We start from the raw sequence: 26,820 nt of genomic DNA on the forward strand, positions 1-26,820 counted from the left end.
GAACTTCTACAATCCTGTAGCAGATACCGTCAAGCGTGCGCCTGATGCCGAAATTGATCATCCTGACAGGAGTCGACGGCGCCGGGAAGACGACGCTGGCGCACTGGTTGGCCGACGAGCTGACCGCGACGGGGACGCCAGCGCGATACTTCAAGAACGCCGCCGGGCGACGCATCGTCAACAGGGTGGCGCAGCGGCTCGGCCTGCGCGACGGCGGGCGTCTGCTTGGCCGCCACGGTCGTGTGGTCGCCGAGACGCTGTGCCGCTGGGTCACGATCGCCCGTGCGATTCTGCTTACCGTCGTCACCAGGCGGACCGCCGTCATGGACCGCTACACCTACTGTCAGTATGCCATGATCCGCGCCCGCGGCGACCGGGGCGAGCGGATTGCCCGCGCCCTGTACACCACGTTTCCCCGGCCGGACATCACCTTCTATCTGGCCGTCCCCGCCCAGGAGGCCGCCCGCCGCGTCGAGGCCCGAGGCCGCGACCTGGAGGACCCCGCGCATCTCGCTGCCTACGACGATGCTTACCGCGCCCTCTCCGAGTTCGACGATTTCGTCGTCATAGACGCGTCCGCGCCGCAGCACCTGGTGGCCAGAGCCCTCCGCGAACACCTCGACAGCACCCATCAGGGCCAAGCCTGAAGGCTGCCCTCGGTTCCACGCCGTCACATGCACGGCACGGCACACATGGCACAGCGCGTCGACGTCCGGAACGGCCTCGTCGAGGACGAGGACATCGAGATCCTCATCCTGCGGCACCAACTCGCCGTGCCGCACCGCCAGCTCGACGGCCAACGGATCCAGTTCCAGCCCGCCGACCGTGCTCCGCTCGCCGCGCTCCTGCATGCGCTGCCGCGGCCGACCCTGCGCAGCCTGCCGCCACGGGTGCGTCCGGAGTCCGTCCGGCGGTGGCATCGCAATCTGATCGCCCGCAAGCACGCCGCGGCCTCCCGTCCCAAGCGGTCTGGCCGGCCCCGCACCGTGCGCTCGATCCGAGCACCGGTACTACGCCTGGCCCAAGAGAACAGCAGCTGGGGCTACCGCAGGATCCACGTTGAACTCCTGGTCCTCGGCGTCAAAGTGGCCCCGTCCACAGTCTGGGATATCTTGCACCAGGCAGGCATCGCCCCCTCGCCCGAGCGGACCGCGACCACCTGGGCCGACTTCCTCCGCGCCCAGGCCCACGCGATCCTCGCCGCCGACTTCTTCGAAACCGTCACCCTCACCGGGACACGCCTGCACATCCTCGCCGTGATCGAACACTCCACGCTTCGGATCCGGATCATGCGGCCTGACCTGCCCGGACGTACTTTTCGGCAGGTACAGGGGCGAACGCCCTCATCGACTCTGGACTCCTCCAGCGCGGCTGCTCTGGTACCAATTCACGGAACGCGAACACGACGACTCCCGGTGACACTCGCCCTGATACATCGCCGGCATGGTCCGCGTAAGATCTCCGCGTTCTCAGTTGACGGCGCGCAGGGTGGCACCACCCTTCCTGCGCAACCGGTTCACCGCATCTGCGGTCGGGTCGTCGGTGGGAAGGAACACCACCAGCTGCACACGCGCCGCCGGTGATCATGGCCAGGTATCGCAGATGCTCCCGCGCGGAGACGTCGAGGCGCAACGCCTCGGCGAGCGCGTTGACGACCGAGGGCGACGGGTTGCGGTCGCTGCCCTGCTCGATCCGGACGAGATACTCAACGCTGATGCCCGCGAGCGTTGCCAGCTCCGACCGTCGTAGCCCCGGAGCGCGGCGCCTGGGGCCGGCGGGCAGGCCGAGCACCTCGGGTCGGGTGGCATCGCGCCTGCCGCGGAGAAAGTCACCCAGCGGCGTACTCACGCCGTCCACTGTATGACCGAGACGGCCTTGGTACGCCGTCGATGGTGGCCCTATCAGGGCCAGCCTGCGCCCGGTCTGGCTGGCAGCGTGCGGCACGACCGAAGGTGTGACGCATGACCGCAACCAGCAAACTTGTCATCGTCGTCGGCAGCGTGCGCGAGGGGAGGTTCGGCCCGGTCGTGGCCTCGTGGGTCGCCGAGCAGGCCGCCGCGCACGGGAGCTTCGACGTAGAGGTGGTCGACCTCGCCGATTTCGAGATCCCGCTATCCCTGCCGGCAGTGTCGCCGAAGTACGCGGGAGACTCGTATCCGCGCCCGGCGGGCATGGCAACCCTCACCGCAAGGCTCGACGCCGCCGACGCGTTCGCCCTCGTCACCCCCGAGTACAACCACAGCTACCCGGCGTCACTGAAAGCTGCCATCGACTGGCACTTCACACAGTGGACCGCCAAGCCGGTAGCGTTTATCAGCTACGGTGGCGCGGCGGGCGGTCGACACGCAGTCCTGCACCTGGAGAACGTCCTCACCGAACTGCACGCGGTGACCATTCGCGACGGTCTGGCCTTCCCGAACTATTTCGTGACCTGGGATGCTGGTCGGCCAACCGATCCCGACGCTCCCGGTTACGCCAAGGCGTTGTTCAACCAGCTTGCCTGGTGGGCCCCCGCACTCCGGAAGGCACGCGCCGAAGCGCCCTACCCCGACTAACCTCAAGGGCGTTCGGTTAGGCCGTATCTCCCAGACCGTGGACGGAGCGACGGTGATGCCGAGGACCAGGAGTTCGCCGTGTATCCGCCGGTAGCCCCAGCTGCTGTTTTCCCGGGCCAGGCGCAGCACCGGGGTACGGATCGAGCTACGGATCGAGCGGAGGGTGCGGGGCCGTCCCCGTTGCTTGGGGCGTGAGATAGCGGCGTGGTGGTGGGTGATCAGGTTGTGGTGCCAGCGCAGGACGGTCTCCGGGCGTGTCAGCAGGCGCAGGCCGCGCAGGGTTGGCCGTGGCAACGTGTGCGGGAGCGCTGCGAGTAGGGCGCGGTCGGCGGGCTGGAACTGGATCCGTTGGCCGTCGAGCTGGCGTTGCGGCACGGCGATCTGGTGGCGCAGGGTGAGGATCTCGACGTCCTTGTCACGGTCACCGCGGGGCAGCAGGCGCAGCAACGCGAACGCGTTGGAGACACCGAGGTAGGTCAGCCGAAGCAGCACGAAGTGGCATCCTCGCGCAGTCATCGACCCCGCCGGGCGAGGGCCGGGCGCTGGAGGGCCACGATCAGTCCCGACGGCTACGACCGCCCTGACCAGGGCGGATGGCATTCTCGGCATGCACAGGCCCGTTCGCGGGGAGCGCCCAGGCGATGTCGGTCGAGCGGCGGTTCGATCAGAAGGCTCCACCGCCGGCGGCGATGGACTGACCGGTGATCCACCGCCCGCCATCGGAGACAAGGAATGCCACGATGTCCGCGACATCGTCGGGCTCGCCGAGCCGGCCCAGCGGAATCTCGGCGACCATCCTGCCAGCCATCTCGGCGGGAACGCCGGCGGCGAGCGCGTCGGTACGGATCGCGCCGGGGAGCACACAGTTCACGGTGATCTGCCTGGGGCCGAGTTCTCGCGCGAGCACGCGGGCAAGCTGTTCGAGGGCCGCTTTGCTCGCCGCGTAGACGCCGCTGCCTGGCCGGCCGGTGATCGTCACCCCTGAGGAGATCACCACCACCCGCCCGCTGTCGCTTACCCGGTTGGCTGCCTCGCGCAGCGCGAGGAAACCGGCGCGGGTGTTGGTGGTGAAGCAGGCGTCGAAGTCGTCATCCGCGGTGGCGGCGACGGGCGCGAACCGCGCGACGCCCACATTGCTGACCACGATGTCCAGCCGCCCGAACCGTCGCTCGGCCGCATCGAACAAGCCGCGGAGCTGCGCCGGGTCGGTGACGTCGGCCTGTATCCCCACGGCGCTGCCGCCCGCGCGGATGATCGCGTCGACGACCCCGGCGGCGGCGTCACCGTCCGCACGGTAGTTGACGATCACGCTGGCCCCGGTTCTCCCGAGGCGTTCGGCGATGGCCCGGCCGATGCCCCGCGACCCCCCCGTCACCAGCGCAACCCTGCGCTCCTGCGTCACATCCACTCCCATTAGTTGAGTATCTCATCTATCGAGATAATCGACCAAACTAGTTGAGGATGTCAACTGTCCGGGTACTCTCTCTCCCGTGGAGCCGACCGGGCAGACCGACGACCTCGCCCGCGCCCTGATGGAGATGCACCGGGAGATACGGGTGATACTCGGCTCCGTCGCGCGCCGTTCGGGGCTGACCGTCGCGCAGATCGAGATGCTGTGTGCCCTCGGCGACCGCCGCCCCGCCTTCGGCGAGCTGGCCGAGCTACTGGGCTGCGACAGGACGAACATCACCGGCATGGCCGACCGGCTGGCCCGGCGTGGACTGGTCGCGCGACAGGCCGACACGGAAGATCGACGCATCACCCGGCTGCGACTCACCGAGGACGGACGGCTGTTTGGCCAGCGAGTCCGAGAAGCGGTGGCAACCGCGGTGAACGAACGCTGGAGCTCGCTGACCGCAGCCCAGCGGGCAACGCTGGCACAGCTCGCGGCAGCCGGGATCAGACCACCCCGCGGACCCGCATCCGCGCTGGACCCCACCGACCGCGAACAGCAGAAAGTGGCCAAGTAATCGCTGGCCTGGGACGCGCCGGTTTGGCCAGCAAGGGCGCTGCCAACGCGCGCTCTGGCCAACTCCGCGCGATCCCTACACGGGGGTCTAGGGCTCGGTTTCAAGATGAGCAGCGGCCACCGGAAATGGGCACTGCATGAGCAGCGGTGGTCAGGTCTACTTGGTCAGGGCAGCTGACCGGGGCAAACGTCTCGCTGGCAGGCCCGCCTGCACCACCGAGGCCAGCGGTCCGCTGCTCAACTATCCCGGCAGCACCCCTGGAGCGCTGCTCAGCTTGACGCGAACTCCCAGGACCGGCTGCTCATTTACAGGTGACCCCTACATGGGCGCCGGCGAGCTGGCGCTGCTGAAAGAGGGTGCTGCCGCGCGGCCAGTAGATGGCCAATGGCCGTGATGGTTGGCCAGTCCTCGGGTGGCGTGGCGCGTACCAGGCGGGCTTTGGCGGTCTGCCGGCGGCAGATCCGCGCAGAGCGCAACAGCCTGGCGAGCCGGTGATGGCTCGCCGAACGTCTCGTGCATGGGCGCGATGGAGATGGTGAGGCCGCCCGGTGGTCTGGCGCGCGGACGCTCCGAGCTCCACCGATGAGTTCCGCCGGCCCGCCCGGTCTATCAGGACGTACCCGTCGCACTACCGACCTGGAGGCCCGCCGTGACCATCCCCGCACACCCCGGCCGCATGCTGTTCGTGAACATCCCCGTAGCGGACCTCCAGCGCAGCAAGGCGTTCTTCGCGAAGCTCGGGTTCAGCTTCAACCCGAACTTCACCGACGAGACCGCCGCCTGCATGCTGGTCGGCGAGCAGGCCAGCGTCATGCTGCTCAGCCACAGCAAGTTCGCGGAGTTCGCGAAGCTGCCGATGGCCGATCCCGCCACGCACACGCTGGCGCTCTACTGCTTCAGCGTGTCGTCCCGCGAGGAGGTCGACGCGGTCGCGCAGGCCGCGCTGGCCGCGGGCGGCGTCGAGGCGGATGGCCTGGAGGACTACGGCTTCATGTGCTCGCGCAGCTTCTTCGACCTCGATGGCCACGGCTGGCAGGTCATGTGGATGGATCCGGCGGCGGCGCTGAAGGGCCCCGAGGAGTTCGCGACCTCGATGCAGGACGCCGACGCCCCGGCCTGACCTGACACCGGCGCGGGGCCGGCGCCGCCCGCCCGTCTCCCGAAGCGGCTCGGCAGCAGGCCCTGAACGACGTTGGAGGGCGTCGCGGGCGTGTGGATCTACGGATCACCCCCACGGGCGTGGGGAGGACGCCGACCCCCGGTCACGTGACCGGGGGTCGGCTTCAGGGGTTGATCAGACGAGCGCCGGAGGGCGCCGCGGTGTGCGGAGGATGGACCGGCCGAGCGCGGCGAACCAGATCACGTTGACTGCGCCGATGGAGGCGACCGCGCCCCAGCCGTTGGCGGCGTAGAAGTCCGCCGCGTCCATGCCGAAGAACAGCGACGGGACCAGGGCCAGGTTCACCAGCGCGAGGACGACGCCGCCACGGAGCACTCGGCGGGAGATGTACTGCTGGGCGGTCGGGGCCGCGGCCAGGGCGAGCAGGAACACCGCGACCAGTACCCGGGCGATGGGGCCGTGCAGCAGCACCATGCCGGCGGCGAGCGGTCCGTCGACGGTCGGATCGAGGTGCCCGTCGGGGTATTGCAACGACGTGCCGACCTCCAGGGAGGCGGCCACCAGGGTGACGGTGATGTAGGCGCGCAGCGCGGTGACCGCGAGGTCGCCGCCCAGACCCGCGTCGCCGTTCGGGTCGCGCAGCAGTCGGCCGAGTCCGACGGCGAACACCAGGAACACGGTGAAGGTGGCGAGCGTGATCAGGTTGCGGCTGAGCACGTTGGCGGATGGCGGCGGGCCGGAGTAGACGAAGTACAGGCCGACCATGACCAGGGAGAGCAGGCCGCCGAGCAGGGCGGCCCAGCCGGTGATGCGACGCTCGGTGCTCATCGGCTCTCCTCCTTCGTCGCCTCGGCGAGCCCCCACCAGTGCTGCCAGCGTCGCGCGAGGGTGAGCAGGCCGACGACGGCGGCGGCCGGGACGGCGGTCCACAGCCACCAGGGCGAGTCGAGGTGGGCGGTGATCACGCCGATCGTCAGCCACACGACGACCTGGACGAGGGTGGCGATGAGGCCGCCGTACGCGAAGGCCGAGCGGACCAGCAGGAGCTTGCGCTCGAGCGTGCCGCGAGGAGCGCGGACGGGACCGAAGACCTCGTCAGCGAGGTCGTGGAGGCGGGAACCGGGGGAGTGTTCGGTGGCTGCGTTCATGGCTCCAGCGAACCGGCGCGGGTACCCCCGCCGCGTCGCCCGAACTACGGAAGGCCGTCGACCTTCGGCGGACCAGGGGTCCCCCGAAAGGCGGACTCGGCACGGCCGGACAGGCTCGTAGAGTCGCGGCTGTGGACGAGGAGACGAGCGGCTGGCGACGGCGGGCACGGTCGGCGGCCGTCGTCCTGACCGCGTTCGCCGGTGGCCTCGTGCTCCTGTACGACGTGCTGCAACAGGGGCCCGTGGGCAGCTGGCGCACCGTCGACGTCTGCGCCGGGGCACTGGCGTGCCTGCTGCTGCTTGGCCGGCACCGGTACCCGCTCGTGGCCGGGCTCGTGCTCGCCGGCGTCGCCGCCGTCGTCGCCTCCGCGGGCGTCGCCAACATGGTCGCGCTGTACTTCGTCGCCCGATACCGGTCGCTGCGGGTCGCGATCGGCGTCGCGGTCGCGGACGTGGCCGCCGGCTGGGTGTTCTGGCTGGTATACCCAGGCAACAAGGGCGTCTCGCTGACCCTGACTGTGAACATCGCGATCGCTGCCGCGGTGACCGCCTGGGGTGCGCTGATCCAGTCGCAGCACGCGCTGCTGGACGCGTACCGCGAGCGTGCCGAGCGCGCCGAGGAGGAGCGGAACCTGCGCGAGGAGCACATCCGCGCCACCGAGCGCACCCGGATCGCCCGGGAGATGCACGACGTGGTGGCCCATCGGATCTCGCTGGTGGCGCTGCACGCCGGCGGTCTCGAGGTCGCGCCGCGGCACGGCGAGGACGACGTGCGGGACGCGGCCGCACTGATCCGTACCTCGGCCGTGCAGGCGCTCGACGAGCTGCGATCGGCGATCGGCGTCCTTCGTGAGGATGAGCCGCGCTCGCTGGACCAGCCGGGCCTGGACCGGCTTGGCGACCTGGTCGAGGAGGCGCGTGCCGCCGGGCAGGAGGTCGCGTTGTCGATGGACCCGGCGCTGGAGTCGACCGGGCCCGCGTCGACGGTGGCCGCCGGTCGGGACGTGTACCGGATCGTGCAGGAGGGGCTGACCAATGCCCGCAAGCACGCGCCCGGGGCGCCGGTGCGCGTCAGCCTGGCCCGGTCAGGGGAGGACGTCGAGGTGGACGTGGTGAATGCGTGTACCACGGGCTCGCTCGGCGTACCGGGCACGAGCAGCGGGTTGATCGGGCTCGTCGAGCGGGCCGCACTGGCGGGCGGGACGCTGAGCCACGGGTTCAGCGCCCGCGGTGAGTTCGAGCTCAGAGCGCGGTTGCCGTGGCACTGAAGGTGCTCGTGGTCGACGACGACGCCCTGGTCCGAACGGGCCTACGCATGGTGCTGGCCAGCGACCCGGAGCTGGCGGTCGTCGGGGAGGCGGCGGACGGCGCCGTGGCGGTGTCCGCGTGCCGGGAGACCCGGCCGGACGTCGTGCTGATGGACCTGCAGATGCCGGTGCTGGACGGTGTCCAGGCGACCCGGCGGATCGGCCGGCTGGACGAGCCGCCGGCCGTGCTGATCCTGACCACGTTCCACCTGGACTCGTACGTGATCGACGCGCTCGAGGCCGGCGCGCGCGGCTACCTGCTCAAGGACACCGCCCCGCGGGAGTTGACCCGGGCGATCCACGTGGTGGCCGGCGGCGAGTCGGTGTTCTCGGGACCGGTGACCGAGCGGCTGGTGCACCAGCTCGGCAAGGGCGACGGCCGGCGTGCGGCCCGCGCCCGGGACCGGTTGGCGACGCTCACCGAGCGGGAGCGCGCGGTGGCCGAGGCGGTCGCGGATGGCCTCTCGAACGCAGCCATCGCCCAAACCCTGTTCCTGGGCGAGGCGACCGTGAAGACGCACGTCTCGCGGATCCTGACCAAGACCGGCTCGGAGAACCGGGTGCAGATCGCACTCCTGGTCTACGACGCGCGAATCTGAAACAGAGCACGAGGCCGCCTGGGCGGCCGCTCAGATCAGGAACGAGGACGCCTGGCAGTCCGCTGGCGCGTGACAACTCAGTCTCCACCAAACCCGGCGCTTGACAGTCGGATCGTCCCAGCTCATAGGCCCGGGCCGACTTCTGGCACCCCGCAGGCCACCCGACCAGGCCACGAGGGCCGCATTTGCGCGGAAAGCCCACATCCCCGGCCTCCCTATCGCGGCCGGCGGCACCGTTTTGGCGCTTCGCAGTGCCTCGCCGGGTGTTGCGGCCTCCAGATTGCCGAGGCGGCGCGACCGGGGATCGGTCGCACCGCCTTCGGTCGTGCGTGGAGGTGGTCAGGTCAGGGGGAAGAGGTATTCGTGGCCGAAGGTCTGGAGGTCCTTGATGGGCTCGATGGCCTTCTTGTCGCCGTCGAAGCGGACGACGGCGGCGCAGTCGTTGCCCAGGACGCGTCCGGCGGGCCAGGTGGAGCCGCACAGGGCGTTACCGAGGGCGGGGTAGTCGAACCCGGAGTTGAGGACCTTGGCGAGGGCCTCGGTGGTGACCGTTCCGTTGATCTTGGCGAAGGCCTTGAGGAACAGGTCGGCGGCGCCGTACGAGGTCAGGGTTCCGGAGGCGCTGGCGTCGGCCTGCGAGCCGACGGCCTTCAGGTCGGCGTCGATCTGCGTGAAGGTGGCGCTGGGGAAGACGCCCGAGCCGAAGTTCGGCGTCATCGCGTACACGCCGTCGAGCTGGTCGGCCAGCGGAGCGAGGCGCGGGTCGGCGAAGTAGATCAGAATGTCACCGGTGTAGCCCGAGGAGCGTAGCGCGGCCACGAGCGGGAAGATCGTGGCGGGGGTGGTCGTCGACGCGACCAGGTTCGCGCCACTGGCGATGATGTCCCGGGCGATCGGGGTGTAGTCGGACAGCGGCGGCGCCCCGGGGCCCGGGATCGGGGACTTGGCATAGGGGGCCTTCATGCCCAGCCCGACGGCCATCTTCGCGAAACTCTTCACGGAGGTATCTGCGGCCGCGACGCTCGACCCGACGAACGCGGCGCTCACGTCGGCCGCCTTCTTGCCGGCGCCCGCCAGGTAGCTCTCCAGACCTGCGGACGAGTAGAACGTCTGACCGGGCAGCACGCCCGCGCAGGCGATCGCCTGGGTGATGGAGAAGCCGAACTGCCGATTGTTCCAGCCGCAGTAGTCGGTCGAGATGCCCCAGCCGAAGTAGGGCACGTGCTCGTCGTTGAGGTAGTCGCCGACGGTGGAGATCGACGCGGTGAAGGGCACCAGGCCGAAGACCTTCTTGTCCTCGACCATCTCCGTGACGGCGTCCTTGGACTTGGTCGGGTCGGCGCCGCTGTCGGTGCAGCCCGCGTAGGAGAAGGTGTAGCCGTTCACGCCACCCTCGCGGTTGGCGCGTTCGAACCGCGCCTTGGCACCGTCGCACACGCCCGGGAAGTTCTCGATACCGGTCGTGTCCTTGACGTCGGCGACACCGCCGATCGTGATGACCTTGCCGTTCACGCCGCGGACCGTGCTGCCGGTCGCGAACTGGATCGGCCCCGCCTTCTCGATCGCCAGCTTGCTGGCGGCGGCGGCGTCCATCGGCTTACCCAGGTCCACGGGTGCCGAGGAGGTGCCGTTGTCGGTGGTGGAACTGCACGAGGCGAACGTGGCCGCGGCCACCAGCGCCGCGACGCCGGCCAGCCCGGCCCGCGTCCGACGCGAACGCAACAAGATCACAGTTTTTCTCTATTCTTGGAGAACGTCCGGACGCGACGGGTGGCTTCCGACGGCGGTTGCGCCGCCGAGAGACATGAAGGTGAGCTCGTAGACGGTTATGGCGTTCTGGTAGGCGTTCATCGCGGGGGAGCCTTGCCCGGCGACACTTGACATAATCGATATTCTGGCCATGTCCCATCCCGACGCGAGGACCAGGCGCGGCGGAGGGCCCCACGATCGGCCGCGACGGCTGAGACGGTCCCTGAGTAGGGCGGATTGCATTTCCGGCAGACACAGGGCTGGCCGGACCGGCCCCACCACGATGTTGTCAGCGGCTTTCAGGCGACTATGGGATAAAGTTGGTCCTCGAGTTCAGTCCGAGAGTTGGGTTCGCGCGCAGCGGCGAAGGCGTAGCGGAATACTAGGTGTCAGGTGCGGTTGCTGTCGACGAGATTGGCCAGCAGTGTGAAGCTGTCGTGTGCCGCGACGCTGGCCACGCATCGCTCGACGCCGACCCGGGAGATCTCGAACGGCTGCATGGTGTCGCCGGCTTCGGCGGTGCAGACCGCCGCGAGGAAGAATTCGGTCATGGCGGCGCCGTACCACACCCACAGGTCGTCGAGGTCGGCGCGGATGTTCGCCGCGTCCAGCCGCGCCGCATACCGCTCGACCAGTCCTCGTTCGATCTTGCGGAGCACCTCGGGCTCGACCGAGGCCGCCGCGAAGTACGCGACGTCGCGTATGCCGGTGCCGGACATCGCGTTCTGCCAGTCCAGGAGTCCCGGGGAGTCGCCCTTGAAGAAGAGGTTCCCGAGGTGTGGGTCGCCGTGGATCAGAGTCTGCGGGAGGGCGGCCCAGAACGCGTCGATGTCCCGGCTGCGTTCGAAGAACATGCGGCACTGCCGCTTCATGGGCTCGGGAACGAGGTTGGCGGCCTCGCCTTTCATGGTGCCGAGGAGACGACGGCGGATGAGATCCCCCAGGCGGTCAGCGGCCGGCGCGCGCGCGACCAGCGGCTTGAGGTCGCCGCTGAAACGAGCGGTCTCCCAGAAGGCGATGTGCAGGTCGGCCAGCGCGTCGACAACGGCCTCGGCCTCGGTGGGCGTCACCGAGTCGCGGACCGTCCGGAATCGCGCCGTGGAGGACAGGTCCTCCAGCAGCACAACGGCGCGCCCTCTGAACCGGTTGACGCTGGCGGCGTAACACCGCGGGGTGAGGACTGGCGGGCGTTCCCCCAGCGCATGGTAGGCAAAGACCTCCCGGGCGCCGAGTCCGAAAACGTTCATCAGCACATGCTGGCTGTAGTGGTGAGGCGCGAACTTCAGGAACAGGTGGCCGGGCACGTCGGCCGCGTCGGTGTCCACGGCGAGGCGGGCGCGCGCGGCGGTTCCTGAGTGTTCGTCGACGACGCTGACCGACCGGACCGTTCCCGGCGCCAAGCCGAACGCGGCCTCCAACCATTGCGTGTTTGCCTGGTGCGCCCGGAGCGGGATCGACCCGCCGCCGGGCAGCGACCGATCGAGACCTGCCCGAACGGCCTCCGTCATGGCCATGCCAAGGCCGAGCGCCGTGAAAAGTGATCGCGTGGCCACGTGGAATGCCCTCCGTAAGGGAGCTCTGGATGGTGGGGGCGACGTGCGTCGACTGGACGTAGAACGCTGACCGCTACCGCGACGGGACGAAGAGGGCGGTTGTCGAGGCGGTGACCACCGTCAGCCCCCTCGACGGCCGCGTGTTTCAGGATCCGGTGATGGCCGAGGCGGGAACTGGGTTGCCGCACCAGAATCCGGTCGGAGTGTTGCCCGGCACCGTCGAGTAGCTGTCGCCCGTCGCGCTCACCTTGAGGAAGTTGAAGCAGGAGACCGGGTCGTGTGGCTTGCTCAGGTTGGTCGGGGCGAGGATCCCGCCGGCGTCGTAGCTGGTCACCTTCCGCAGGTTGGTGATGAATGACTGCCTCGTGGGGCACGGGCCGGCCAGTTGCAGCCCCTTGATCATCTCATCCGCTGCCACGTAGGAAACAATCGCGACATCGTCGAACAGGCTCGTCGTCTCGGGGGAGTAGGTGGTCATGGCTTCGCGATATGCCCGGATGGCCGGCGAGTCCGTCGTGTACGACTGGAAAGCCATGGTCATCGACATGCCAGCCATATCCTTGCCCCGCTGCTGGATCTCGGTGGGGCCGTAGTTGCTGGAGCTGAGCGCTACCTTGAGGTCGATGCCGGCGGCCTTGGCGGTGGCATAGATTTCGATGAACGCATCGGCCTGAGTCGCGCCGATCAGGGTGTCGGCCCTGTCCTGGCGTAGCAGGGTCGCCACCTTGGCCGGGTCGGAGATGTCCGCCGAGTAGGACGTCTGCCCCACGACGGTGACCCCCTGGCTGCGCAGGCTGGGGGCCAACTGGCCGGCGAGGTCCACGGAGGTCGCCGAGGTCGGGTCGATCACGAGGAGGGCCCTGGTGCCGCCCTGAGCCTTGACGTAGCGGCCGAACGTGTCGACGGCGCCGCCCTTGTTGTACAACGAGCCGTAGTGGAACAGGTTGCTGTAGTTGCTCCAGATCGGACTGGATGAGAGGCCCGTCACCGGGACCCCCTTCGTCTGGAGCCAGCTCGCGGACTCGTCGGTAAGGCTGACCGACTGCGCGATCAGACCGAAGACCTGGTCGTTCTCGACGAGGCTCTGCACGGCAGTGGTGAACACGCCCGGGTCCCCCTCGTCGTCACGCCACATGAGATCGATCTTGCGGCCGTACACGCCGCCGGTGGCGTTCTCCTTGTCGATGCGCGCCTCCACTGCCCCGCGCGCTGGTCGGAAGGCCTCAGCGACAGGGCCGCCGGTGTCGGGCAGGACGAGCCCGATCTTGATGGAGTCGCCCGTCACGCCAGGCACGCCGGTCGCGCACGACGAGTGGCTGCCCGTCGCGTTGGACGATGAGGAACTGCAGCCCACCAGGGTCGACGCGACGACCAGAAGCGCGGCCGAGGCTGCGGTGCGGGCGCGCAGCCGACCCCGGGCCGCGGCCCTCGTCGCCCTGCCATGAGCCGCTCGGCGCGGCGCCACTGGCGACCCGCCCTCGGTCACGAGACCGTGCGCCGTCACTCCCAGACTCCCTCGTCATTGTGTGGCATTTGTTTTCGATGTTGGTCTTTATGTTCGTCAGTAGTATCGTTCCCGCGATTCGCAGGGCCGTTGCGGAGTGCGAGCCCTTGGCGGAGCTGGTCGAATCCGGCTCGGATGAGGTGGGCCAGTTCGGACCGGGGCACCTGCTTGCTGGCGTACAGCCCGACGACGGATAGGACCGCAGCGTCGGCGGCGTGGACGACGAGTCGCGGATAGAGGTCACGGTGGGGGTCGGTGCCCGTGCGGATCGCGACTTCGCGCAGGAGGTCCGTCGTTGCCTGGTCGCGCGAGGCTGCACGGTGGACGACAAGTGCAGGGTTGTGAGCCGTGAGGCGGGTGGCGGCGATGAGTTGTTCGAGCGAGTCGGTGGCTTCGATCAGGCCGATGGCGGCCGCCTCAAGTGAGTCGAGGACGGGTTCGTGGGGGTCGCGGAGCAGGAACGTCTCGACGTAGTCGTTCTGCGCTCGTTCCAGGACGAACAGCACCGCCTCCTCCTTGTTGGAGAAGTAGTTGCGGAACGTCCGGGGAGCGACGCCGGCGGCTTCGGCGATGGCGTCGCCGGTGACGGCGTCGAGCCCGCGCTCGAGCATCAGCGACAGGGCTGCCTGGCTCAGCGCCAGCTTGGTTGCCGCCTTCTTCCGTTCCCGCAGTCCGGCCGTTGACATGGCCCTCATCCTAGGCAAAACATGCCGGATGCGGCAAGATTGCCAGGTCCGGCAGGTTCTGGGTCGACGAGCCAAGGGGATGCGAATGGTGACGGTCGAGGACCTGCCGACGATTCCGACGGACGACCCGGCGTGGTGGCAGGACCCGTACCCGGTGCTGCGCGAGCTGGGCGAGCGGCACCGGTTAGCCAGGACACCCCAGGGCCTGCCCGCCTTGCTGCGCTGGGATGACGCGTTCGAGACCGTGCGGGGCACGCAGTTCATCCAGCACGGCATCGAGGTGCTCGAGGCACGCGGGTTCCAGCCGGGAGATCCGTTGCACACCTGGGGCAGCAACCGCATCGGCGTGATGGAAGGCGAACACCACCGTCACGTCCGATCACTGGCGGCGTGGGCCCTGTCGAAGCGGAAGATGGACGACCTGCGGCCCCTCATCCGCCACCACGCCCACGCGTTGCTCGACGCCAAGCTGGCGTCCGCGAGATCGAAGGACGACTTGACTACGCCTACCTGCTGCCTCGTCTCGTGATGATGGACTTCCTCGGTGTTGACGAGGACGAGCTTGGCAACACCATGAGCCCGGCAGGCGGCTCCACCGTGATCGACGCCTTCGGGCCGGGCGAGATGACCGAACAAACCAGGGCAATGGTCAACACGTACATCCAGGCGGCCATGGATCACACGGCGATGCTCTACGACCGGCGCCGTCAGCAACCACGCGATGACCTGCTTACCCACCTCGTCCAAGCTCAGAACGAAGAAGGCCGACTCACCGAGGGCGAACTGATCACCCTCTTCTCGTCCATCTTCGGCTCCGGGACGAGCACGGCGAGCATCATCGCCAGCGGGATCGCGGAGCTCGCTCGCCATCCCGAGCAGGCTGAGCTGTTGCGCGGCAACCCCGACGCGTGGAAGAAGGGCGCCTGCGAAGAGTCGCTGCGCTACCGACCCGCGATCAACGCCATCGGCCAAAAGGCCGCAAACCACACCCACGCCTTCGACATGGAGTTCGCCGCCGGTACTCACATCACCGTGGTCGTGGGCGCTGTGAACCGCGACCCGCGCCACTGGGGCGAAGACGCCGAGCACTTCGACATTCGACGCGACTCCCAAAACGCCTCCTTGAGCTTCGGCATCGGCCCCCATGTCTGTCTCGGCCATGCCATGTCCCGAGCGACCATCGAAGAGGCGCTCGCCGTCTTCGTCGAACGATGCGACGAGATCGAGCTCCTCGAGGAACCACGATGGATTCCCTTCGTCCAGGAGAACAAGGTCGAGAACCTGCGGCTGGGCGTGCTGGTCAAGGAACGTGCAGCCGGCGGAATCTCGCCGATTGCCGGTGACCGGGCTTGATCCGGCGCTGGCCCACGCGGCAGAGCTGATCGAGGTCGCCGAATTCGACCAGGCCGAATCCATCGCCCTGCTGCGACAGTGTTGTCCTGTCATGTCCTGACCGACGCCAATGCCGATCGGCCGCAGCCGCTGTCGGTGACCTACCCCTGGCCATCGAGCAGGTCTGCTGTTTTCTGCGCGAGACCGGGCCGGACGTCGCCGACCACCTCAACCTGTCGGGACCCAATTCGCCAGGCCGCGCAGGCCGACCCGACGATCGAGACACATCCGGCTCTGGTCGCGGTCGTGACAGCCAGCCATGCCCAGCGGCACACGACCAGCCAGCCCGCCGCCACCCTCCTCGACCGACTCGCATTTGGGAGACCGCGCGTGCCCGGCTCCCTACTCGAGGAATAGGTCACCACGGGGACGCCACCTCGCACCGCCCCTCGGATCGAGGTCACAGCGGTCAACCAGCCGCAGATAGCGCGCGACGCCGACGGCATCGCGCAGGGCGGCGTGCGCAACCGGCCCGTTGGCGTCCAGTCGCCGTCCTCTCAGGCGCCCCCGGCCTGCACGATTCGCCGACCTGCCAGCTATTCGGCTCGACGACGCCCTTGCCCACCGAGTGACTCGCGGCTCTCTGCCCATCCTGTAGGGCCTACGTCCTGCAGGCCACGGCGGCGGTCGACAGCGCGATCAAAGCCGGCCTCACCCTGCAGCCGCGACACGGTGCTCGCCGTCGCGCGATGTCCAGACGTCGATCAAAAGTCACAACGACCAACGACCAACGGGCCGCGGACTCCCCGGCCACAGAACGTCAGCTTTTGTCAGGGAAGCGAGGTGGGAATATCCCACGCCGAGGACAGCCTCGACGATGAGGTCGGCTTCGCCTGGTCGTCCTGGTCGCGGAGCACCCTTATGGCAGGTGGGCGGCTCACGATGGTGCAACGCCAGTGGGCGATAGAGCGGACGTCCATCTGATTGGGGAAAGTACTGCCGCCTTGTCCAGGACCTACGAATATCTCATCGCCGTCGCCGAGATCGCCATCTACTTGGCGGTGAGCGTGATCCTGCGCCACCACCTCACCGGTACACTGCTGACCCATCTCCAGCGCTGTACCTGCCGAAAATCACGTCCGGGCTGGTCAGACGGCAGGGGCTGTCCCGTTGGTGAAACAGTCCCTGATTGGCATCACCTCACGGCAGCGGCGACAGCGGTAGTCGCCAGTGCCGAAACCCGGCATGTGTTCCTGCTCCCCCTCTGGCCTGATGTGTGCAGTCAGCGGAGGGTGACTTTTCGTCTATGCGCACTTCCATAAAGGCCAGTCTGGCGGTCGGTGACGCCTACCCGCGTGAGGGCTGGGCGGCGCCTGCAGGGGGCCGGTTGGTCCTCGGCGGACGGCGGGCCGCGGTATGCCGGCCCACGGCCTACACCCGTCGGGGCGGATACACCTGCGGCGTCGGCAGTGCCCATCGCCATCCCGGCTGGCGACGCGGCAGCGGCGGGCGGAGCTGGCTGGCGCGGCGGCGGGTCGGTCGCGGCTCGGAACCCGGCCGCGTGCCTGGCGCGTCGCGATCGCCGAGTGGATGTGCGCGCCGCCGGTCGCGAGGGAGCGTGCGTGGGCCGCCGTTCGGCGGCGTGCCCGGGCCCGTCCGCTGCGGGGCCGTGGGCGCCGTCCCATTGCACGTGACAGGTGGGATGAAACGTCAACGGCGAGGCTGTCGACTACGTGTCCGCGTGGGTCGGCAGGGAGCACATCCAGTGCGGGGTTGCCCAGCGTGACCGATTGGCGCGACTGAGTGTCTGGCTGGCACTTGCCCTGGTCCGGCAGATGACCACGTTGACCGACAACGTTCGACTGGTCGCCCGGGTAGAGCAGGATCAGCTCGCCCTGCGCCACCAGGCCTTTCATGACCCGCTCACCGGCCTGGCCAACCGCGCGCTGTTCGGCGACCGGCTCGCCCAGGCCCTGGCCCGCCGGGCGAGGGCACCGGCCCGGCTCGCGGTGTTCTTCTGCGACCTGGACGAGTTCAAACACGTCAACGACGCGCTCGGGCACGCCGCTGGCGACGAACTGCTCCGAATGACGGCGCGCCGACTGCTTACCTCGGTACGGGCCAGCGACACCGTCGCCAGGCTCGGCGGCGACGAGTTCGCGATCCTGCTCGACGCGACGACCGACGACCCGCGCGGGTCGGCCGGCGGCTCGCCGACGCGATGGGCGTCCCGACAACGCTTGCCGGCGGCGACTACTCGGCACGAGCGAGCATCGGGCTGGTCATGGTCGAACCGAACGCCGGTCCCATCGCCGCCGAGACGCTGCTGCATCAGGCCGACATCGCCATGTACGCGGCGAAGTCCGCCGGAACAGGCGGCCTGACGACCTACAGTCCGGACCTGGTCGCACCGGACAATGCCGCGGCCCTGCACACGGCATTGGGCGCGGCCATCCGTTGGACCCAGCCGGCGGGACGCTATCAGTCGACTACCGGCCCATCGCCGAGCTAGCCGGACGCACGATCGTCGGCTACGAGGCCCGGCTGACCTGGACCCACCCCACGCTTGGGGTCATCCAACCAGGACGGCTGCTGCCCGCCGCCTACTCGAAGGGTCTCGCCCCCATCCTCAACCGGCGTCTGCTGCACGCGGCCTGCGCGCACGCTGCCTGTCACCACGACCCCGGCGGCCGGCCGCTACCCGTACATGTCCCGGTCGGTGCGACCCAGCTGGCCGACGAGGCGGTCATCGGGGAGATCCAGAACGCCCTCGGGGCCACGAAGCTGCCCCCGGACGCGCTGGTGCTCGAAGTACGGGCCACCGCCCACAGCTCCGACCTGATGGCAGCCGCCCCGACGGTTGGCCGGCTGCGCGATCTGGGCGTACGGATCTCACTGGCCGAGGTGGGCGCGCCCGACACGACGGTTGATGCACTGCGCGTGCTGCCCATGGACATGGCCGTGCTCGACACAGCCGTCACCGGCCCGCTCGGGGAGACCCGTGACGACGTCCGCGCGACCGTCATGCTCACGTCCCTGCTCGACGCGTTCCGCCAACTCGGAGTCGTCGTGACCGCCGGCGGCGTCAACGACGAACGCGCCGCCGAACGCGCCACCCGACTGGGCTGCACCCTCGGGATCGGCCGGCTCTTCGGGGACTGGCAAGCTGACCCACCCAGACTGGCCCGTGGCCGACCACCCGGCCGTCGACCCGATCCCCAGACCCCCACGGCCCGAGGCCGCACATAGCGCAACCAGCAGAAACCAGACACCGGTCATCTCGGGCCCCGTAGGGTGATCATGATGCGCCCGAGATCACACCGTCGCCACCGAAGGCGAACCTTCCTCGTCAGCCGATGGCCGCCTGCGACGGGCGCCGATGATGACCGTCCGGCGGCCCGCGAAACGCCGTGTCGCCAGGCCGCGCCGCGTTCGACAGCCTGTGCGCACGGTGTCCGCCGGTCGCACATGCTGATCGGCGGACACTGGCGCCCGGCGGCCGTGAAGGCGGCGAGGTCGTTGACGCGCCCAGCGCCGTGGGCGGTCTCGGTAGCGAGTGAGACGCCCCGCTGCCTGCTGGTTCAGCATCGGAGCATCTCGCCGACGGTCGCCGTCGTGGGGATCCGCTCGGGGATGTGGAGCAGCTGGCTGTATTGGTGGGACCGGGTGCCGTCTGTCAACGTGGCTGGGGCCGGCTACCTGGGCTGACGACGCTCCCACTCGACTCGGCGACGTGCTTGCCGTCGTGGTCCGCATGGCCTGGAGGAGGTCAGGACGGCCTTCCGCCCACCCAGCAAGAAGGAACGGGCCAACCGCGTCGAACGCAGCTCGGCCGTCAGGGCCGGCTATGAGAGATTCCGCGATGTTCAAGGACAGTGTCACCGTGCCGGAGAATATGGGCAGGCGCCGCGCCGAACGACCACATCTGCGGGCTCATCGCGCAGACGAGATGCCGCGTGCCGGACAGAAGGCCGTCACGGACGGGTACCGAATGTCGCAACGTTGCCCGGGTCGAAGAGAAACGTCAGCCCGACGCGACCCCGTTCACGGTGGCCAGACGGACCGGAGCCTCCTGCTCCCTCCGATCGGACGGATGCCCGACCGGAGGGAGCAGGATCCGGCCACCGCGGTCATCCCTCGAGTGGCTCAGTGCTCGATCGTTCAGCCCTCGATCGGAGAGGACCCGAGCACATGGAACTCGGTGGGCTGTCCCTCGCCGTTCAGAGTTGTGGACAATCCGCCGCGCACGCAGACCGCGGGCGAATCCGGGAATGCCTTGCCGTTGCACCGGAACCGTAGCCCGGCCGCTCCCGGCAGTTCCTTCTCCGGCATTGCCTTGATGGTGGCGTTGACCGTTTCCGGGGTGATGTCCCCCGAGATGCCTTCGAGTGCCGTGGCAAGGCCGGCCAGGGTCATGAACATCCCTCTACCGGTGGCCGAACTGATCTTGATGTTCTTGCCGTAGGTCTTCATCGCGGTGCTGTATAGGACGCTGGATGGATCGGTCCCGCCGGTCGGAGCGGAGGCTGCGACGACCATGCCACCGAGAACGTCGGCCGATACCGCCTTGCGGGTCGGGTCGGTGATGCACTGCGAGATGGCGCTGATCGTGCCGGTGTACCCGACCGCTTTCAGGCCGTTGAAGGCGCTGATGCAGAACGAGTCGTTGCCCACGACGAACACGACGCCGGGTTTACCATCGGCGACGCGCTGCATCTGCGGGGTCATGTCGGCTGTACCCGGTGGCACCGTGACCAGTTCGTAACCGATCCCCGCCTTCTTGAAGACATCTGGTGCGACCTCCTGCTGGACGTGCAGCGCCGCCGGCACGTCGATGACGACCGACGTCACCTTGTCGACGCCCTTTTCCTTGGCGAGGGCGATCGGCAGCTGGAGCACCGCGTAGGTCGGGTCGCCGAGGGTGTAGGTCGACTCGCTGTCATCCAGCAGCGCATCGCTTCCCGCGCCGAAGAACATCGCCGGAATGTTCGCGTCGGCCAACGGCTTTCCCACGAACTCGGCGACGCCGGACTCCCCGATCGCCACGGCGACCACGTTCTCCTCGACCATCTGGTTCCCACAGTCGGTGCCCTTGCCCGGGTCCGACTGCGTCTCGCACTTCACCAGCTCGATGGGCCGGCCGCCGATGCCGCCCTTGTGTTCGTTCAGGTATGCGGCAGTGGCGTCAGCGACGTCGAACTGGATGGAGTTGTCGACGATGGCGGACTTGCCGTCCGAGACAATTCCGATCTTGACGGGATTGCCGGCCGCCTTGTTCACCGAGCCGAGAATGTTGGCGTTCGTGGTCGCGCCGCCGCCGGTACCAGGAGCGTCGTTGTGGTCGTCGTCGGATCCGCACGCGGCGGCGAAGACGAGCAGGGCCAACGGCGTGGCTAAGAGCACGCCCGCCGACCGCCGTGACGGCTTTCGAGGCAGCTTATGGAACGAGATCACTTTGTCCTGCATGGCGTTTCCCATCTCATCGTTGTCGTTGCATTGCCCTGCGCGGGGTGGTGTGTCGCGGGGGAGCGGACGCAGCACGGTCGTACTTCGCCTGGTACGCCGCTTGCCGGCCGTTGGGCGTCGGCCGGTCGCTACTTCTGCCCGTTCTGGGCCTTCCGCGCCGTCTGCGCGGCCGGTCCGCGTTTCGTCCGGATCCGCTCCGGCGCACTCGTTCCAGGTGTGCGAGCGGGTCAAGACCGCGCCTGTCCGAGTCCGTTACGCCGAGAAATGCGGTGGTCGACGGCGGGCTGTGGGCAGCAGGGACGGATGCTGGGTGAAGTGGTCGATGCCGGGGAGGTCGGTGCCGGGGGGCACGATCTTGTCGATGGCGTCGAGGACGTCGCCGCTGAGCTCGACGTCGGCCGCGTCCAGGGCGTCGTCGAGGTGCTTCGCGGTGCGCGGTCCGATGATCGTTGAGGTGATGGCGGGGTGGCTGGAGACGAAGGCGAGTGCCAGCGTGGTGAGGGTGATTCCTGCCTGGGCGGCGACGGCGCGCAGCGCGTCGACCGCGTCGAAGCGGGCGGGGTCGGCGCGCTCGGCGGCCGTGCTGACCGTTCCCTGCATGAAGGGGCTGGTGGGGTCGTAACGTGAGCCAGCCGGTGGCTCCTGGCCGCGTTGGTACTTGCCGGTCAGCCAGCCGCCGGCCAGCGGGCTCCACGGGATGACCGCCATCTGGTGTCGCTGGCAGGCGGGGAGGACTGCCTGTTCGATCGATCGGGCGAAGATCGAGTACTGCGGCTGTTCGCAGACGAACCGTGCGCTGTTCCGCCGGGAGGCCGCCCATTGTGCTTCGACGATCCAGTCGGCGGGGAACGACGAGGATCCCAGGTAGAGCACCTTGCCGTGGCGTACGAGGTCGGTGAGGGCGCCGAGAGTTTCCTCCAGGTCGGTGTTCCAGTCGGGCTTGTGCATCTGGAGGAGGTCGATGCGGTCGGTGCCCAGCCGTTGCAGGCTGTCTTCGACGGCCTGGGTTATCCATCGGCGTGAGGAGCCCCGCTGGAGGCGGCCGCCCATGGGGTAGAAGCATTTGGTGGCGAGTACGACCTCGTCGCGGCGTGTTTTCACGGCCTGTCCGACGATCTGCTCGGCCTCGCCGTGGGAGTACACGTCGGCGGTGTCGATGAAGTTGATCCCGCCGTCGAGCGCGCGGTTGATAATCGGCACGCAGTCGTCGGGATCGGTGCTGCCGAGGCGGCCGAACGTCATCGTTCCCAGGCACTGGCTGCTTACCTCGATGCCGGTCCTTCCGAACCCGCGGTACTTCATCAGACTCCTTCGGGTGGCCGGTGCTGTCCCGGTTGTGCGCGGCCCGGAGGACGCGCTCGGCCTCGCCTGGGCATGAGACGTTGCCGTTTTCAAACTGTCGAAGATCTGCGGCGTGACGGTCGGTAGATGGAGAGTCGTCGTGCCACCGACGGTCCTCATGGCTTGTCCGTCACGGGCGGTGGCGCGGATTCGCGTCGGCGGCCACCCGGATGGTCTTGGCGGGGTGCGTTAACGGAAGGCGGCCGTCGATAAGCGCGCTGGCCCCGGTTGTCAGGAACCGTGCAGGCTACGAACAGGATCGCTGCCGTCCCAACGGTTGGCCGCTTGACGTACGACCCTCGCCAGGTCATCCGTGGCGACGCTGACTTCCATGACCTCGACTATGGTCGCTGGGCCGGCGGGGGGCTCGACGTAGGCATAGCGGGTCGCGCCGTCTCCGCCACCGAACCACGGGATTGGCCATCCCGCGGCCCGGACGGACCGCATGGCGGCATCGAAGTCGGTGACCCACCAGGCCAGCTGATGGAACCCTTCCCGTCCGGACTCGAGAAACTCGGTGTAAATGCTCGGTGTGCTGTCCTCCTGGCAGATCAGCTCAACCTGTAGATCACCCGTGTTAGCGAAGGCCATCGACAGCGACACCTCGCAGGACTGGCCTCGGTAGGTCGCCCGCTGTGACTGTCCACGCAGGACATACCAGGGGCCCACCCCCAGCTCGAGCCAGCTGGCCACAGCCTGGTCGAGGTCGCGGACGACATAGCCGATCTGGCGCACGACTCCGGGAAGGACAGCCGGCCCGGAAGCCAAGCCGGAGGGCGAATTCATCGATGCTCCTGAATCTACTCGGGTGCGCCGGCTATGCGACGACGCCGCGGAGTTTGAGATCGAGGATGGAGTCCCAGTCGAGGCCGAGTTCGGCGAGGACGTCGTCGCCGTGCTCGTTGAAAGTCGGCGCGCGGCCGGGCCTGGCGGGTTGTTCGTCGTATTGCACGGGAGCGGCGGCCAGGCGGAAGGGGACGCCGGCGGCGGTCGCGCACTCCTGGACGTAGCCGTTGGCGACCGTCTGCGGATCAGCCGCAGCTTCCAACGTGTTCTGCACGACCGTCCACTGGCCGGTGAAGGACGCCAACCGTTCCCGCCACTCAGCGAGGGGCCGGTCGGCGAAGATGTCACGCAGAATGGCGATCGCGTCGGCACTGTGCGCGAGCAGCGATTCGTGGGTGGCGAAGCGGGGGTCGGCGCCCAGTTCCGGCCGGCCGGTGGCCTCGCACAGGAGCGGCCAGTATTTGCCCGCCTGCAGGCAGGTAAACGCCAGCCAGGTCCCGTCCTTGGTCTGGTAGTTGCCGGACAGCGGATTCGCCCGCACAGCGCCCGCGGGTGGCGGGGTCCAGGGAATGTCGAGCAGCAGGGACAGGGCAAGCGCCTGACCCATCGCCCACATGCCCGTTCCCAGGAGCGAGACATCGACGACGGCCGCTTCTCCGGTTCGTTCCCGGTGGTAGAGCGCGCCCATGATTCCACCGGCGATCGTCATCGCGCCGAGGGAGTCCCCGAAGCCGGGCGCTGGGGGGACCGGGACGTGGCCGTACTCGGGACGCATGACTCCCACGGCGGCACCCGTGCGAGACCAGAAGGCCAGCGAGTCGTAGGAACCGCGGTCGGCCTCCGGCCCGCGCTCGCCCTGTCCCGTGCCGCGGACGTAGATGATGCCCGGGTTGTGGGCACGGATCTCCTCCACGTCGATCTTCAACTTGGCACGTACGGCCGGCAGCTTGTTGGTGAGGAAGACGTCGCAGGTCGCGGCGAGGCGGTAGAGGATCTCGCGGCCCGCCTCCGATCCCAGATCGAGTCCCACGCTGCGTTTCCCGCGGTTGGAGTGCTCAAGAAGGACGTTGGCTGACGTCGGCACGACCGCGACACCGGTGGCGGCCAGAGCGCGCATGGCGTCACCGCGCTCGACGTGCTCGATCTTGATGACCTCGGCGCCCCAGTCGGCAAGGAGCGCGGAGGCGGCCGGAACGAAGGTGTGTTCGGCGACCTCAAGGACCCGGACACCACGCATCACCGCGGTCATGGACACCCTCCTGCCTTGCGGCAGATGTAGAGACCGAGGTCCGAGCCGTTGAGAACCTCCGGCTCGCCGGCCTCGGCGAACGGTCACCCGGATCCAGGTCGCGATCATCTCGCCGGCACGCTCGGACCGGCGCGGCCGTCCCGAGTCGGCACCGACGCGGGCCGCCGATGCCAAGTACCGGCAGGTCAGCCGTGACACGAACCTGGTGATGCTTTCAGCTGGTGGTGGCAGGAGAGATGAGTCCTCGCTGWCTACGCCCAGCGGCCGGATCGACGCCATCGGTCTGGTCGCCCGCGGCCAACGTGACGATCTTGATTACGCACCCCCCCTTATGTGCGACCGTTGGTCGCTTTCCAGTCGGGGAAGTATGCGTCCAGTGGTCGCATACTGTCAAGGTGGTGTTGGATGGTCCGGTGACGCGCCGACCGCTCCCAGAGACCGACGAGGGCGGACCCCAGGCACCCGGGCAGGCGATCACGCCCCCCGAGCCCGGAACGCCTCGTTGGTGGACGGAACGGGCCGTCGCTGAGGGAAGGCGCAAGCCGCGGGCCGGCGGCCTGTCTACCGCGCGCATCGTCGAGACCGCGCTGGAGGTCCTACGCGAAGGCGGCCTCGACGCGCTGACGCTGCGAGCCGTCGCCAGCCGGCTCGGCGCCGGCAGCAACGCCTCGCTCTACCGGCACATCGCCAGCCGCGACGAACTGATCGTGCTGATCATCGATCACCTCATGGGCGAGGTCCGGCTCGAACGCACCGGACGGGGCTGGCGCGCCGACGCCGAGGCGCTGATGCGGGAGATGCGCCGGGTCATCCTCGACCAGCCACTGCCCACTTCCGTGACGAGGAGCCGGTCGGCCTACGGTCCGAACATGCTGCGCGTCGTGAACGCCACCCTCGGGATCTTCCTCAACGCCGGACTGACCAACGAGCAGGCAGCCTTCGCCAGCATCACAATGATCGAGTTCGTGGCCAGCGCCACCACCATCGAGCGCACCACCGCCGGACGCCGGAAAACCGGCGAGATCGGGACCGCCGAGTTCCACGACCTCATCGTCGGACTGCCACCCAGCGAGTCGACGGCCCTCCTCGCCGCCGGAGACGACTACCTGACCGCCACCGCCGCCGACGTCTTCACCCGCAGCATGGCGCTCTTCCTCGATGGCATCGCAAGCCAACTCCCTTGCGAAGGGTAACCGTGCCAACACACAATCGCCATCCTCGCGGCTCTCGCCACCGCCGCAAACCTCGCCCCGTCCTGCGCCAGTCCAGCAAGGTCCGTTACCTGCGCCGCGCGACCGCCGCGACGAGGCCTTCAAACGGGTCATTTACCAGTCCGCCTTCATCGCCGTCGGCCGCGATCCCACCAGCGAGGCCCACTACCGGCGGAAACGAGACGAGGGCAACGGCCCCCCACCGGGGGCCGTCCTCGGGCTCGCCCACCGGCACGTCAACGTCCTGCGTGCGACCCGGGGGAGCCGGTACCTCTACCAGCAGCTCAACGCCGCCGCTGCTTGACGGACGCGTTAGGAAGGCCTACCTGGCCACGGCCGCCGGGCCGTGTCGGCCTACCCGGACCCGCCGTCGTCCCTGAAGACCCCGGCCCTGGTCACGGGGCCGTGCAGGTTGCGTACCCTCACCTGGCGACGAGGCACTCATCGGAGCCCGGACAACCCGTACGCCGAGATGCAGTCCCAGCTCCCGGTACCGCGCATCCGGTCCTCAGACAGGTCGGTGAACCGCGCCGCCGACCGCCGCCTGCCCGAATGCTGGCTCGTCGCCCAATGGCCACCGGGCAGGGTCGAACCCACCGACTACTGGCTTCGACCCTGCCCGCCGACATCCCGCGGCCCCGTCTCGTCCAGCTCGCGAAGCTGGGCCGGCGGATCGAACACGCCCACCCGAGGTCGAAGAGGCCTCGACCAGCACGAGTACGCTCCTTCTGCGGCTGGCACCACCGCGTCGCCCTCGTCTGCGTCGCCCAGGCGTTGTGCACCCAGCTCCACCGCACCCCCAAAGCGCCTGCGCTGGCCTGCCCTCTCCGGAGTCCTCCACACCTTCCAGGCCCTGCTCAACGTCTGGACGGGCGCCTGCCGCCCCCTGCCGCCTCCGCGAGCTGTCACCAAATGAACCGATCTCGCATGCCAGAGTCACTAAACAAAGTCCTACTAGTGTCTCGTGATTCTGTTTCRTTTATATGGTCGTTCGGCTAGAATGGCGAGGTGGAGCTAACGGCGGATATGCGGTCGGAACTGCTGTCCATGGTGAATGACAGCGACGTTCCTGCGAATGTGGCGACGCGGGCACGAATCGTGCTGTGGTTCGCCGACGGTCTTGGGAAGAAGGACGTCGCCGAGCGCGCCGGGGTCTCGCTGCCGACGGTCTATCTGTGGCTGTCTCGTTATGAGAGCGACGGCGTCGACGGACTGGTCGACCGGCAGCGCGGGGCGCCGCGAGA

General features: G+C 68.7%; 26 protein-coding genes and 1 pseudogene. 15 read left to right on the plus strand and 12 right to left on the minus strand.

What is annotated here, in order from left to right; genetic code table 11:
* The first annotated feature begins 44 nt into the window (after positions 1-44).
* Both BCD48_RS01700 and BCD48_RS53055 read left to right on the plus strand, forming a co-directional pair.
* Positions 45-647: a dTMP kinase gene (locus BCD48_RS01700; protein WP_083418041.1), complete on the plus strand. Its 603-nt coding sequence runs from the start codon at positions 45-47 to the stop codon at positions 645-647.
* A 27-nt stretch (positions 648-674) separates the two neighbouring features.
* Positions 675-1,583, plus strand: coding sequence for a helix-turn-helix domain-containing protein (locus BCD48_RS53055; protein WP_241841437.1), 909 nt, complete (start codon positions 675-677; stop codon positions 1,581-1,583).
* A 28-nt stretch (positions 1,584-1,611) separates the two neighbouring features.
* Here the strand turns inward: BCD48_RS53055 and BCD48_RS45230 are convergent.
* A pseudogene (locus BCD48_RS45230) lies at positions 1,612-1,944 on the minus strand (helix-turn-helix domain-containing protein); the annotation flags it as partial.
* A gap of 17 nt (positions 1,945-1,961) precedes the next feature.
* On the opposite strand from BCD48_RS45230, the gene BCD48_RS01710 reads away from it, so the two are divergent.
* Entirely contained in the window at positions 1,962-2,555 is a 594-nt protein-coding gene (locus tag BCD48_RS01710; protein ID WP_071046438.1) for an NADPH-dependent FMN reductase, read from the plus strand.
* Between the two features lie 664 nt (positions 2,556-3,219).
* Here the strand turns inward: BCD48_RS01710 and BCD48_RS01715 are convergent.
* Positions 3,220-3,930 (minus strand): SDR family oxidoreductase, encoded by a 711-nt coding sequence (locus BCD48_RS01715; protein WP_241841438.1) that lies wholly within the window; start codon positions 3,928-3,930, stop codon positions 3,220-3,222.
* A gap of 115 nt (positions 3,931-4,045) precedes the next feature.
* Here BCD48_RS01715 and BCD48_RS01720 point away from each other — a divergent pair, with 115 nt between their 5' ends.
* Both BCD48_RS01720 and BCD48_RS01725 read left to right on the plus strand, forming a co-directional pair.
* Positions 4,046-4,525, plus strand: a complete 480-nt coding sequence (locus BCD48_RS01720) for a MarR family winged helix-turn-helix transcriptional regulator (RefSeq protein WP_071046440.1) — start codon at positions 4,046-4,048, stop codon at positions 4,523-4,525.
* A gap of 676 nt (positions 4,526-5,201) precedes the next feature.
* The gene (locus tag BCD48_RS01725; RefSeq protein WP_071046461.1) at positions 5,202-5,645 is read left to right on the plus strand and encodes a VOC family protein; all 444 of its coding nucleotides are present in this window, start codon (positions 5,202-5,204) and stop codon (positions 5,643-5,645) included.
* Positions 5,646-5,819: 174 nt separating this feature from the next.
* Here BCD48_RS01725 and BCD48_RS01730 read toward each other — a convergent pair whose 3' ends face one another.
* The gene (locus tag BCD48_RS01730; RefSeq protein WP_071046441.1) at positions 5,820-6,473 is read right to left on the minus strand and encodes a hypothetical protein; all 654 of its coding nucleotides are present in this window, start codon (positions 6,471-6,473) and stop codon (positions 5,820-5,822) included.
* The gene (locus tag BCD48_RS01735) at positions 6,470-6,793 is read right to left on the minus strand and encodes a hypothetical protein (RefSeq protein WP_071046442.1); all 324 of its coding nucleotides are present in this window, start codon (positions 6,791-6,793) and stop codon (positions 6,470-6,472) included. The genes BCD48_RS01730 and BCD48_RS01735 overlap by 4 nt, the downstream gene beginning before the upstream one ends.
* Positions 6,794-6,924: 131 nt before the next feature.
* On the opposite strand from BCD48_RS01735, the gene BCD48_RS01740 reads away from it, so the two are divergent.
* Together BCD48_RS01740 and BCD48_RS01745 are read left to right on the plus strand one after the other, a co-directional pair.
* Positions 6,925-8,061 carry a sensor histidine kinase gene (locus BCD48_RS01740; protein WP_071046443.1) on the plus strand — a complete coding sequence of 379 codons (1,137 nt, stop codon included), beginning with the start codon at positions 6,925-6,927 and terminating at the stop codon, positions 8,059-8,061.
* Positions 8,052-8,699 (plus strand): response regulator transcription factor, encoded by a 648-nt coding sequence (locus BCD48_RS01745; protein WP_198543032.1) that lies wholly within the window; start codon positions 8,052-8,054, stop codon positions 8,697-8,699. The genes BCD48_RS01740 and BCD48_RS01745 overlap by 10 nt, the downstream gene beginning before the upstream one ends.
* 339 nt (positions 8,700-9,038) lie before the next feature.
* On the opposite strand, the gene BCD48_RS01750 is transcribed toward BCD48_RS01745, so the two are convergent.
* The 3 genes from BCD48_RS01750 to BCD48_RS01760 all read right to left on the minus strand — a co-directional run bounded on the left by BCD48_RS01750 (position 9,039) and on the right by BCD48_RS01760 (position 13,286).
* The gene (locus BCD48_RS01750) at positions 9,039-10,430 is read right to left on the minus strand and encodes an ABC transporter substrate-binding protein (protein WP_071046444.1); all 1,392 of its coding nucleotides are present in this window, start codon (positions 10,428-10,430) and stop codon (positions 9,039-9,041) included.
* Between the two features lie 407 nt (positions 10,431-10,837).
* A complete protein-coding gene (locus tag BCD48_RS01755; RefSeq protein ID WP_083418032.1) occupies positions 10,838-12,001 on the minus strand; it encodes a phosphotransferase family protein in 1,164 nt (387 codons plus the stop codon).
* Between the two features lie 145 nt (positions 12,002-12,146).
* On the minus strand, positions 12,147-13,286 hold the full coding sequence (locus tag BCD48_RS01760; RefSeq protein WP_241841440.1) for an ABC transporter substrate-binding protein: 1,140 nt from the start codon (positions 13,284-13,286) through the stop codon (positions 12,147-12,149).
* Between BCD48_RS01760 and BCD48_RS53060 the strand changes: the two genes are divergently transcribed.
* A complete protein-coding gene (locus tag BCD48_RS53060; RefSeq protein ID WP_241841441.1) occupies positions 13,270-13,446 on the plus strand; it encodes a hypothetical protein in 177 nt (58 codons plus the stop codon). The genes BCD48_RS01760 and BCD48_RS53060 overlap by 17 nt on opposite strands.
* A gap of 55 nt (positions 13,447-13,501) precedes the next feature.
* On the opposite strand, the gene BCD48_RS01765 is transcribed toward BCD48_RS53060, so the two are convergent.
* The gene (locus tag BCD48_RS01765; protein WP_071046445.1) at positions 13,502-14,191 is read right to left on the minus strand and encodes a TetR/AcrR family transcriptional regulator; all 690 of its coding nucleotides are present in this window, start codon (positions 14,189-14,191) and stop codon (positions 13,502-13,504) included.
* Positions 14,192-14,276: 85 nt separating this feature from the next.
* Here BCD48_RS01765 and BCD48_RS51885 point away from each other — a divergent pair, with 85 nt between their 5' ends.
* The 5 genes from BCD48_RS51885 (at position 14,277) to BCD48_RS01785 (ending at position 18,772) form a co-directional block, all read left to right on the plus strand.
* Positions 14,277-14,720: a cytochrome P450 family protein gene (locus BCD48_RS51885; protein WP_071046446.1), complete on the plus strand. Its 444-nt coding sequence runs from the start codon at positions 14,277-14,279 to the stop codon at positions 14,718-14,720.
* Positions 14,720-15,544 carry a cytochrome P450 gene (locus tag BCD48_RS01775; RefSeq protein WP_241841444.1) on the plus strand — a complete coding sequence of 275 codons (825 nt, stop codon included), beginning with the start codon at positions 14,720-14,722 and terminating at the stop codon, positions 15,542-15,544. Before BCD48_RS51885 ends, BCD48_RS01775 begins: the two co-directional genes overlap by 1 nt.
* 432 nt (positions 15,545-15,976) lie before the next feature.
* A complete protein-coding gene (locus BCD48_RS55355; protein WP_349307987.1) occupies positions 15,977-16,507 on the plus strand; it encodes a hypothetical protein in 531 nt (176 codons plus the stop codon).
* Between the two features lie 851 nt (positions 16,508-17,358).
* Positions 17,359-17,907: a diguanylate cyclase domain-containing protein gene (locus BCD48_RS01780; protein WP_071046448.1), complete on the plus strand. Its 549-nt coding sequence runs from the start codon at positions 17,359-17,361 to the stop codon at positions 17,905-17,907.
* Positions 17,908-17,980: 73 nt separating this feature from the next.
* Entirely contained in the window at positions 17,981-18,772 is a 792-nt protein-coding gene (locus BCD48_RS01785; RefSeq protein WP_071046449.1) for an EAL domain-containing protein, read from the plus strand.
* Between the two features lie 912 nt (positions 18,773-19,684).
* On the opposite strand, the gene BCD48_RS01795 is transcribed toward BCD48_RS01785, so the two are convergent.
* From BCD48_RS01795 to BCD48_RS01810, 4 genes are all read right to left on the minus strand, one after another.
* Complete coding sequence (locus BCD48_RS01795) at positions 19,685-20,989, minus strand: ABC transporter substrate-binding protein (RefSeq protein ID WP_071046467.1); 1,305 nt, start codon at positions 20,987-20,989, stop codon at positions 19,685-19,687.
* A 252-nt stretch (positions 20,990-21,241) separates the two neighbouring features.
* Entirely contained in the window at positions 21,242-22,291 is a 1,050-nt protein-coding gene (locus BCD48_RS01800; protein ID WP_071046451.1) for an aldo/keto reductase, read from the minus strand.
* Between the two features lie 270 nt (positions 22,292-22,561).
* Entirely contained in the window at positions 22,562-23,116 is a 555-nt protein-coding gene (locus tag BCD48_RS01805; RefSeq protein WP_071046452.1) for a VOC family protein, read from the minus strand.
* Positions 23,117-23,147: 31 nt separating this feature from the next.
* A complete protein-coding gene (locus BCD48_RS01810) occupies positions 23,148-24,365 on the minus strand; it encodes a CaiB/BaiF CoA transferase family protein (RefSeq protein ID WP_071046453.1) in 1,218 nt (405 codons plus the stop codon).
* A gap of 413 nt (positions 24,366-24,778) precedes the next feature.
* Here BCD48_RS01810 and BCD48_RS01815 point away from each other — a divergent pair, with 413 nt between their 5' ends.
* Positions 24,779-25,558, plus strand: coding sequence for a TetR/AcrR family transcriptional regulator (locus BCD48_RS01815; protein WP_397428903.1), 780 nt, complete (start codon positions 24,779-24,781; stop codon positions 25,556-25,558).
* Between the two features lie 1,026 nt (positions 25,559-26,584).
* On the plus strand, positions 26,585-26,820 hold a 236-nt coding region (locus BCD48_RS01820; RefSeq protein ID WP_131803705.1), incomplete at its 3' end, for a helix-turn-helix domain-containing protein.

Source organism: Pseudofrankia coriaricola, assembly GCF_001854805.1.
Classification (GTDB): Bacteria; Actinomycetota; Actinomycetes; order Frankiales; family Frankiaceae; genus Pseudofrankia.

What these genes read in the sequence shown, in the direction of transcription:
- BCD48_RS01735 (WP_071046442.1), bottom strand. Translation starts at nt 6,793, where the DNA reads ATGAACGCAGCCACCGAACACTCCCCCGGTTCCCGCCTCCACGACCTC.
- BCD48_RS53060 (WP_241841441.1), top strand. Translation starts at nt 13,270, where the DNA reads ATGGAGTCGCCCGTCACGCCAGGCACGCCGGTCGCGCACGACGAGTGG.
- BCD48_RS01800 (WP_071046451.1), bottom strand. Translation starts at nt 22,291, where the DNA reads ATGAAGTACCGCGGGTTCGGAAGGACCGGCATCGAGGTAAGCAGCCAG.
- BCD48_RS01775 (WP_241841444.1), top strand. Translation starts at nt 14,720, where the DNA reads ATGATGGACTTCCTCGGTGTTGACGAGGACGAGCTTGGCAACACCATG.
- BCD48_RS01725 (WP_071046461.1), top strand. Translation starts at nt 5,202, where the DNA reads ATGCTGTTCGTGAACATCCCCGTAGCGGACCTCCAGCGCAGCAAGGCG.
- BCD48_RS01700 (WP_083418041.1), top strand. Translation starts at nt 45, where the DNA reads ATGCCGAAATTGATCATCCTGACAGGAGTCGACGGCGCCGGGAAGACG.
- BCD48_RS01795 (WP_071046467.1), bottom strand. Translation starts at nt 20,989, where the DNA reads ATGCAGGACAAAGTGATCTCGTTCCATAAGCTGCCTCGAAAGCCGTCA.
- BCD48_RS01810 (WP_071046453.1), bottom strand. Translation starts at nt 24,365, where the DNA reads ATGACCGCGGTGATGCGTGGTGTCCGGGTCCTTGAGGTCGCCGAACAC.
- BCD48_RS01765 (WP_071046445.1), bottom strand. Translation starts at nt 14,191, where the DNA reads ATGTCAACGGCCGGACTGCGGGAACGGAAGAAGGCGGCAACCAAGCTG.
- BCD48_RS01730 (WP_071046441.1), bottom strand. Translation starts at nt 6,473, where the DNA reads ATGAGCACCGAGCGTCGCATCACCGGCTGGGCCGCCCTGCTCGGCGGC.
- BCD48_RS01710 (WP_071046438.1), top strand. Translation starts at nt 1,962, where the DNA reads ATGACCGCAACCAGCAAACTTGTCATCGTCGTCGGCAGCGTGCGCGAG.
- BCD48_RS53055 (WP_241841437.1), top strand. Translation starts at nt 675, where the DNA reads ATGCACGGCACGGCACACATGGCACAGCGCGTCGACGTCCGGAACGGC.
- BCD48_RS01780 (WP_071046448.1), top strand. Translation starts at nt 17,359, where the DNA reads ATGACCACGTTGACCGACAACGTTCGACTGGTCGCCCGGGTAGAGCAG.
- BCD48_RS01805 (WP_071046452.1), bottom strand. Translation starts at nt 23,116, where the DNA reads ATGAATTCGCCCTCCGGCTTGGCTTCCGGGCCGGCTGTCCTTCCCGGA.
- BCD48_RS51885 (WP_071046446.1), top strand. Translation starts at nt 14,277, where the DNA reads ATGGTGACGGTCGAGGACCTGCCGACGATTCCGACGGACGACCCGGCG.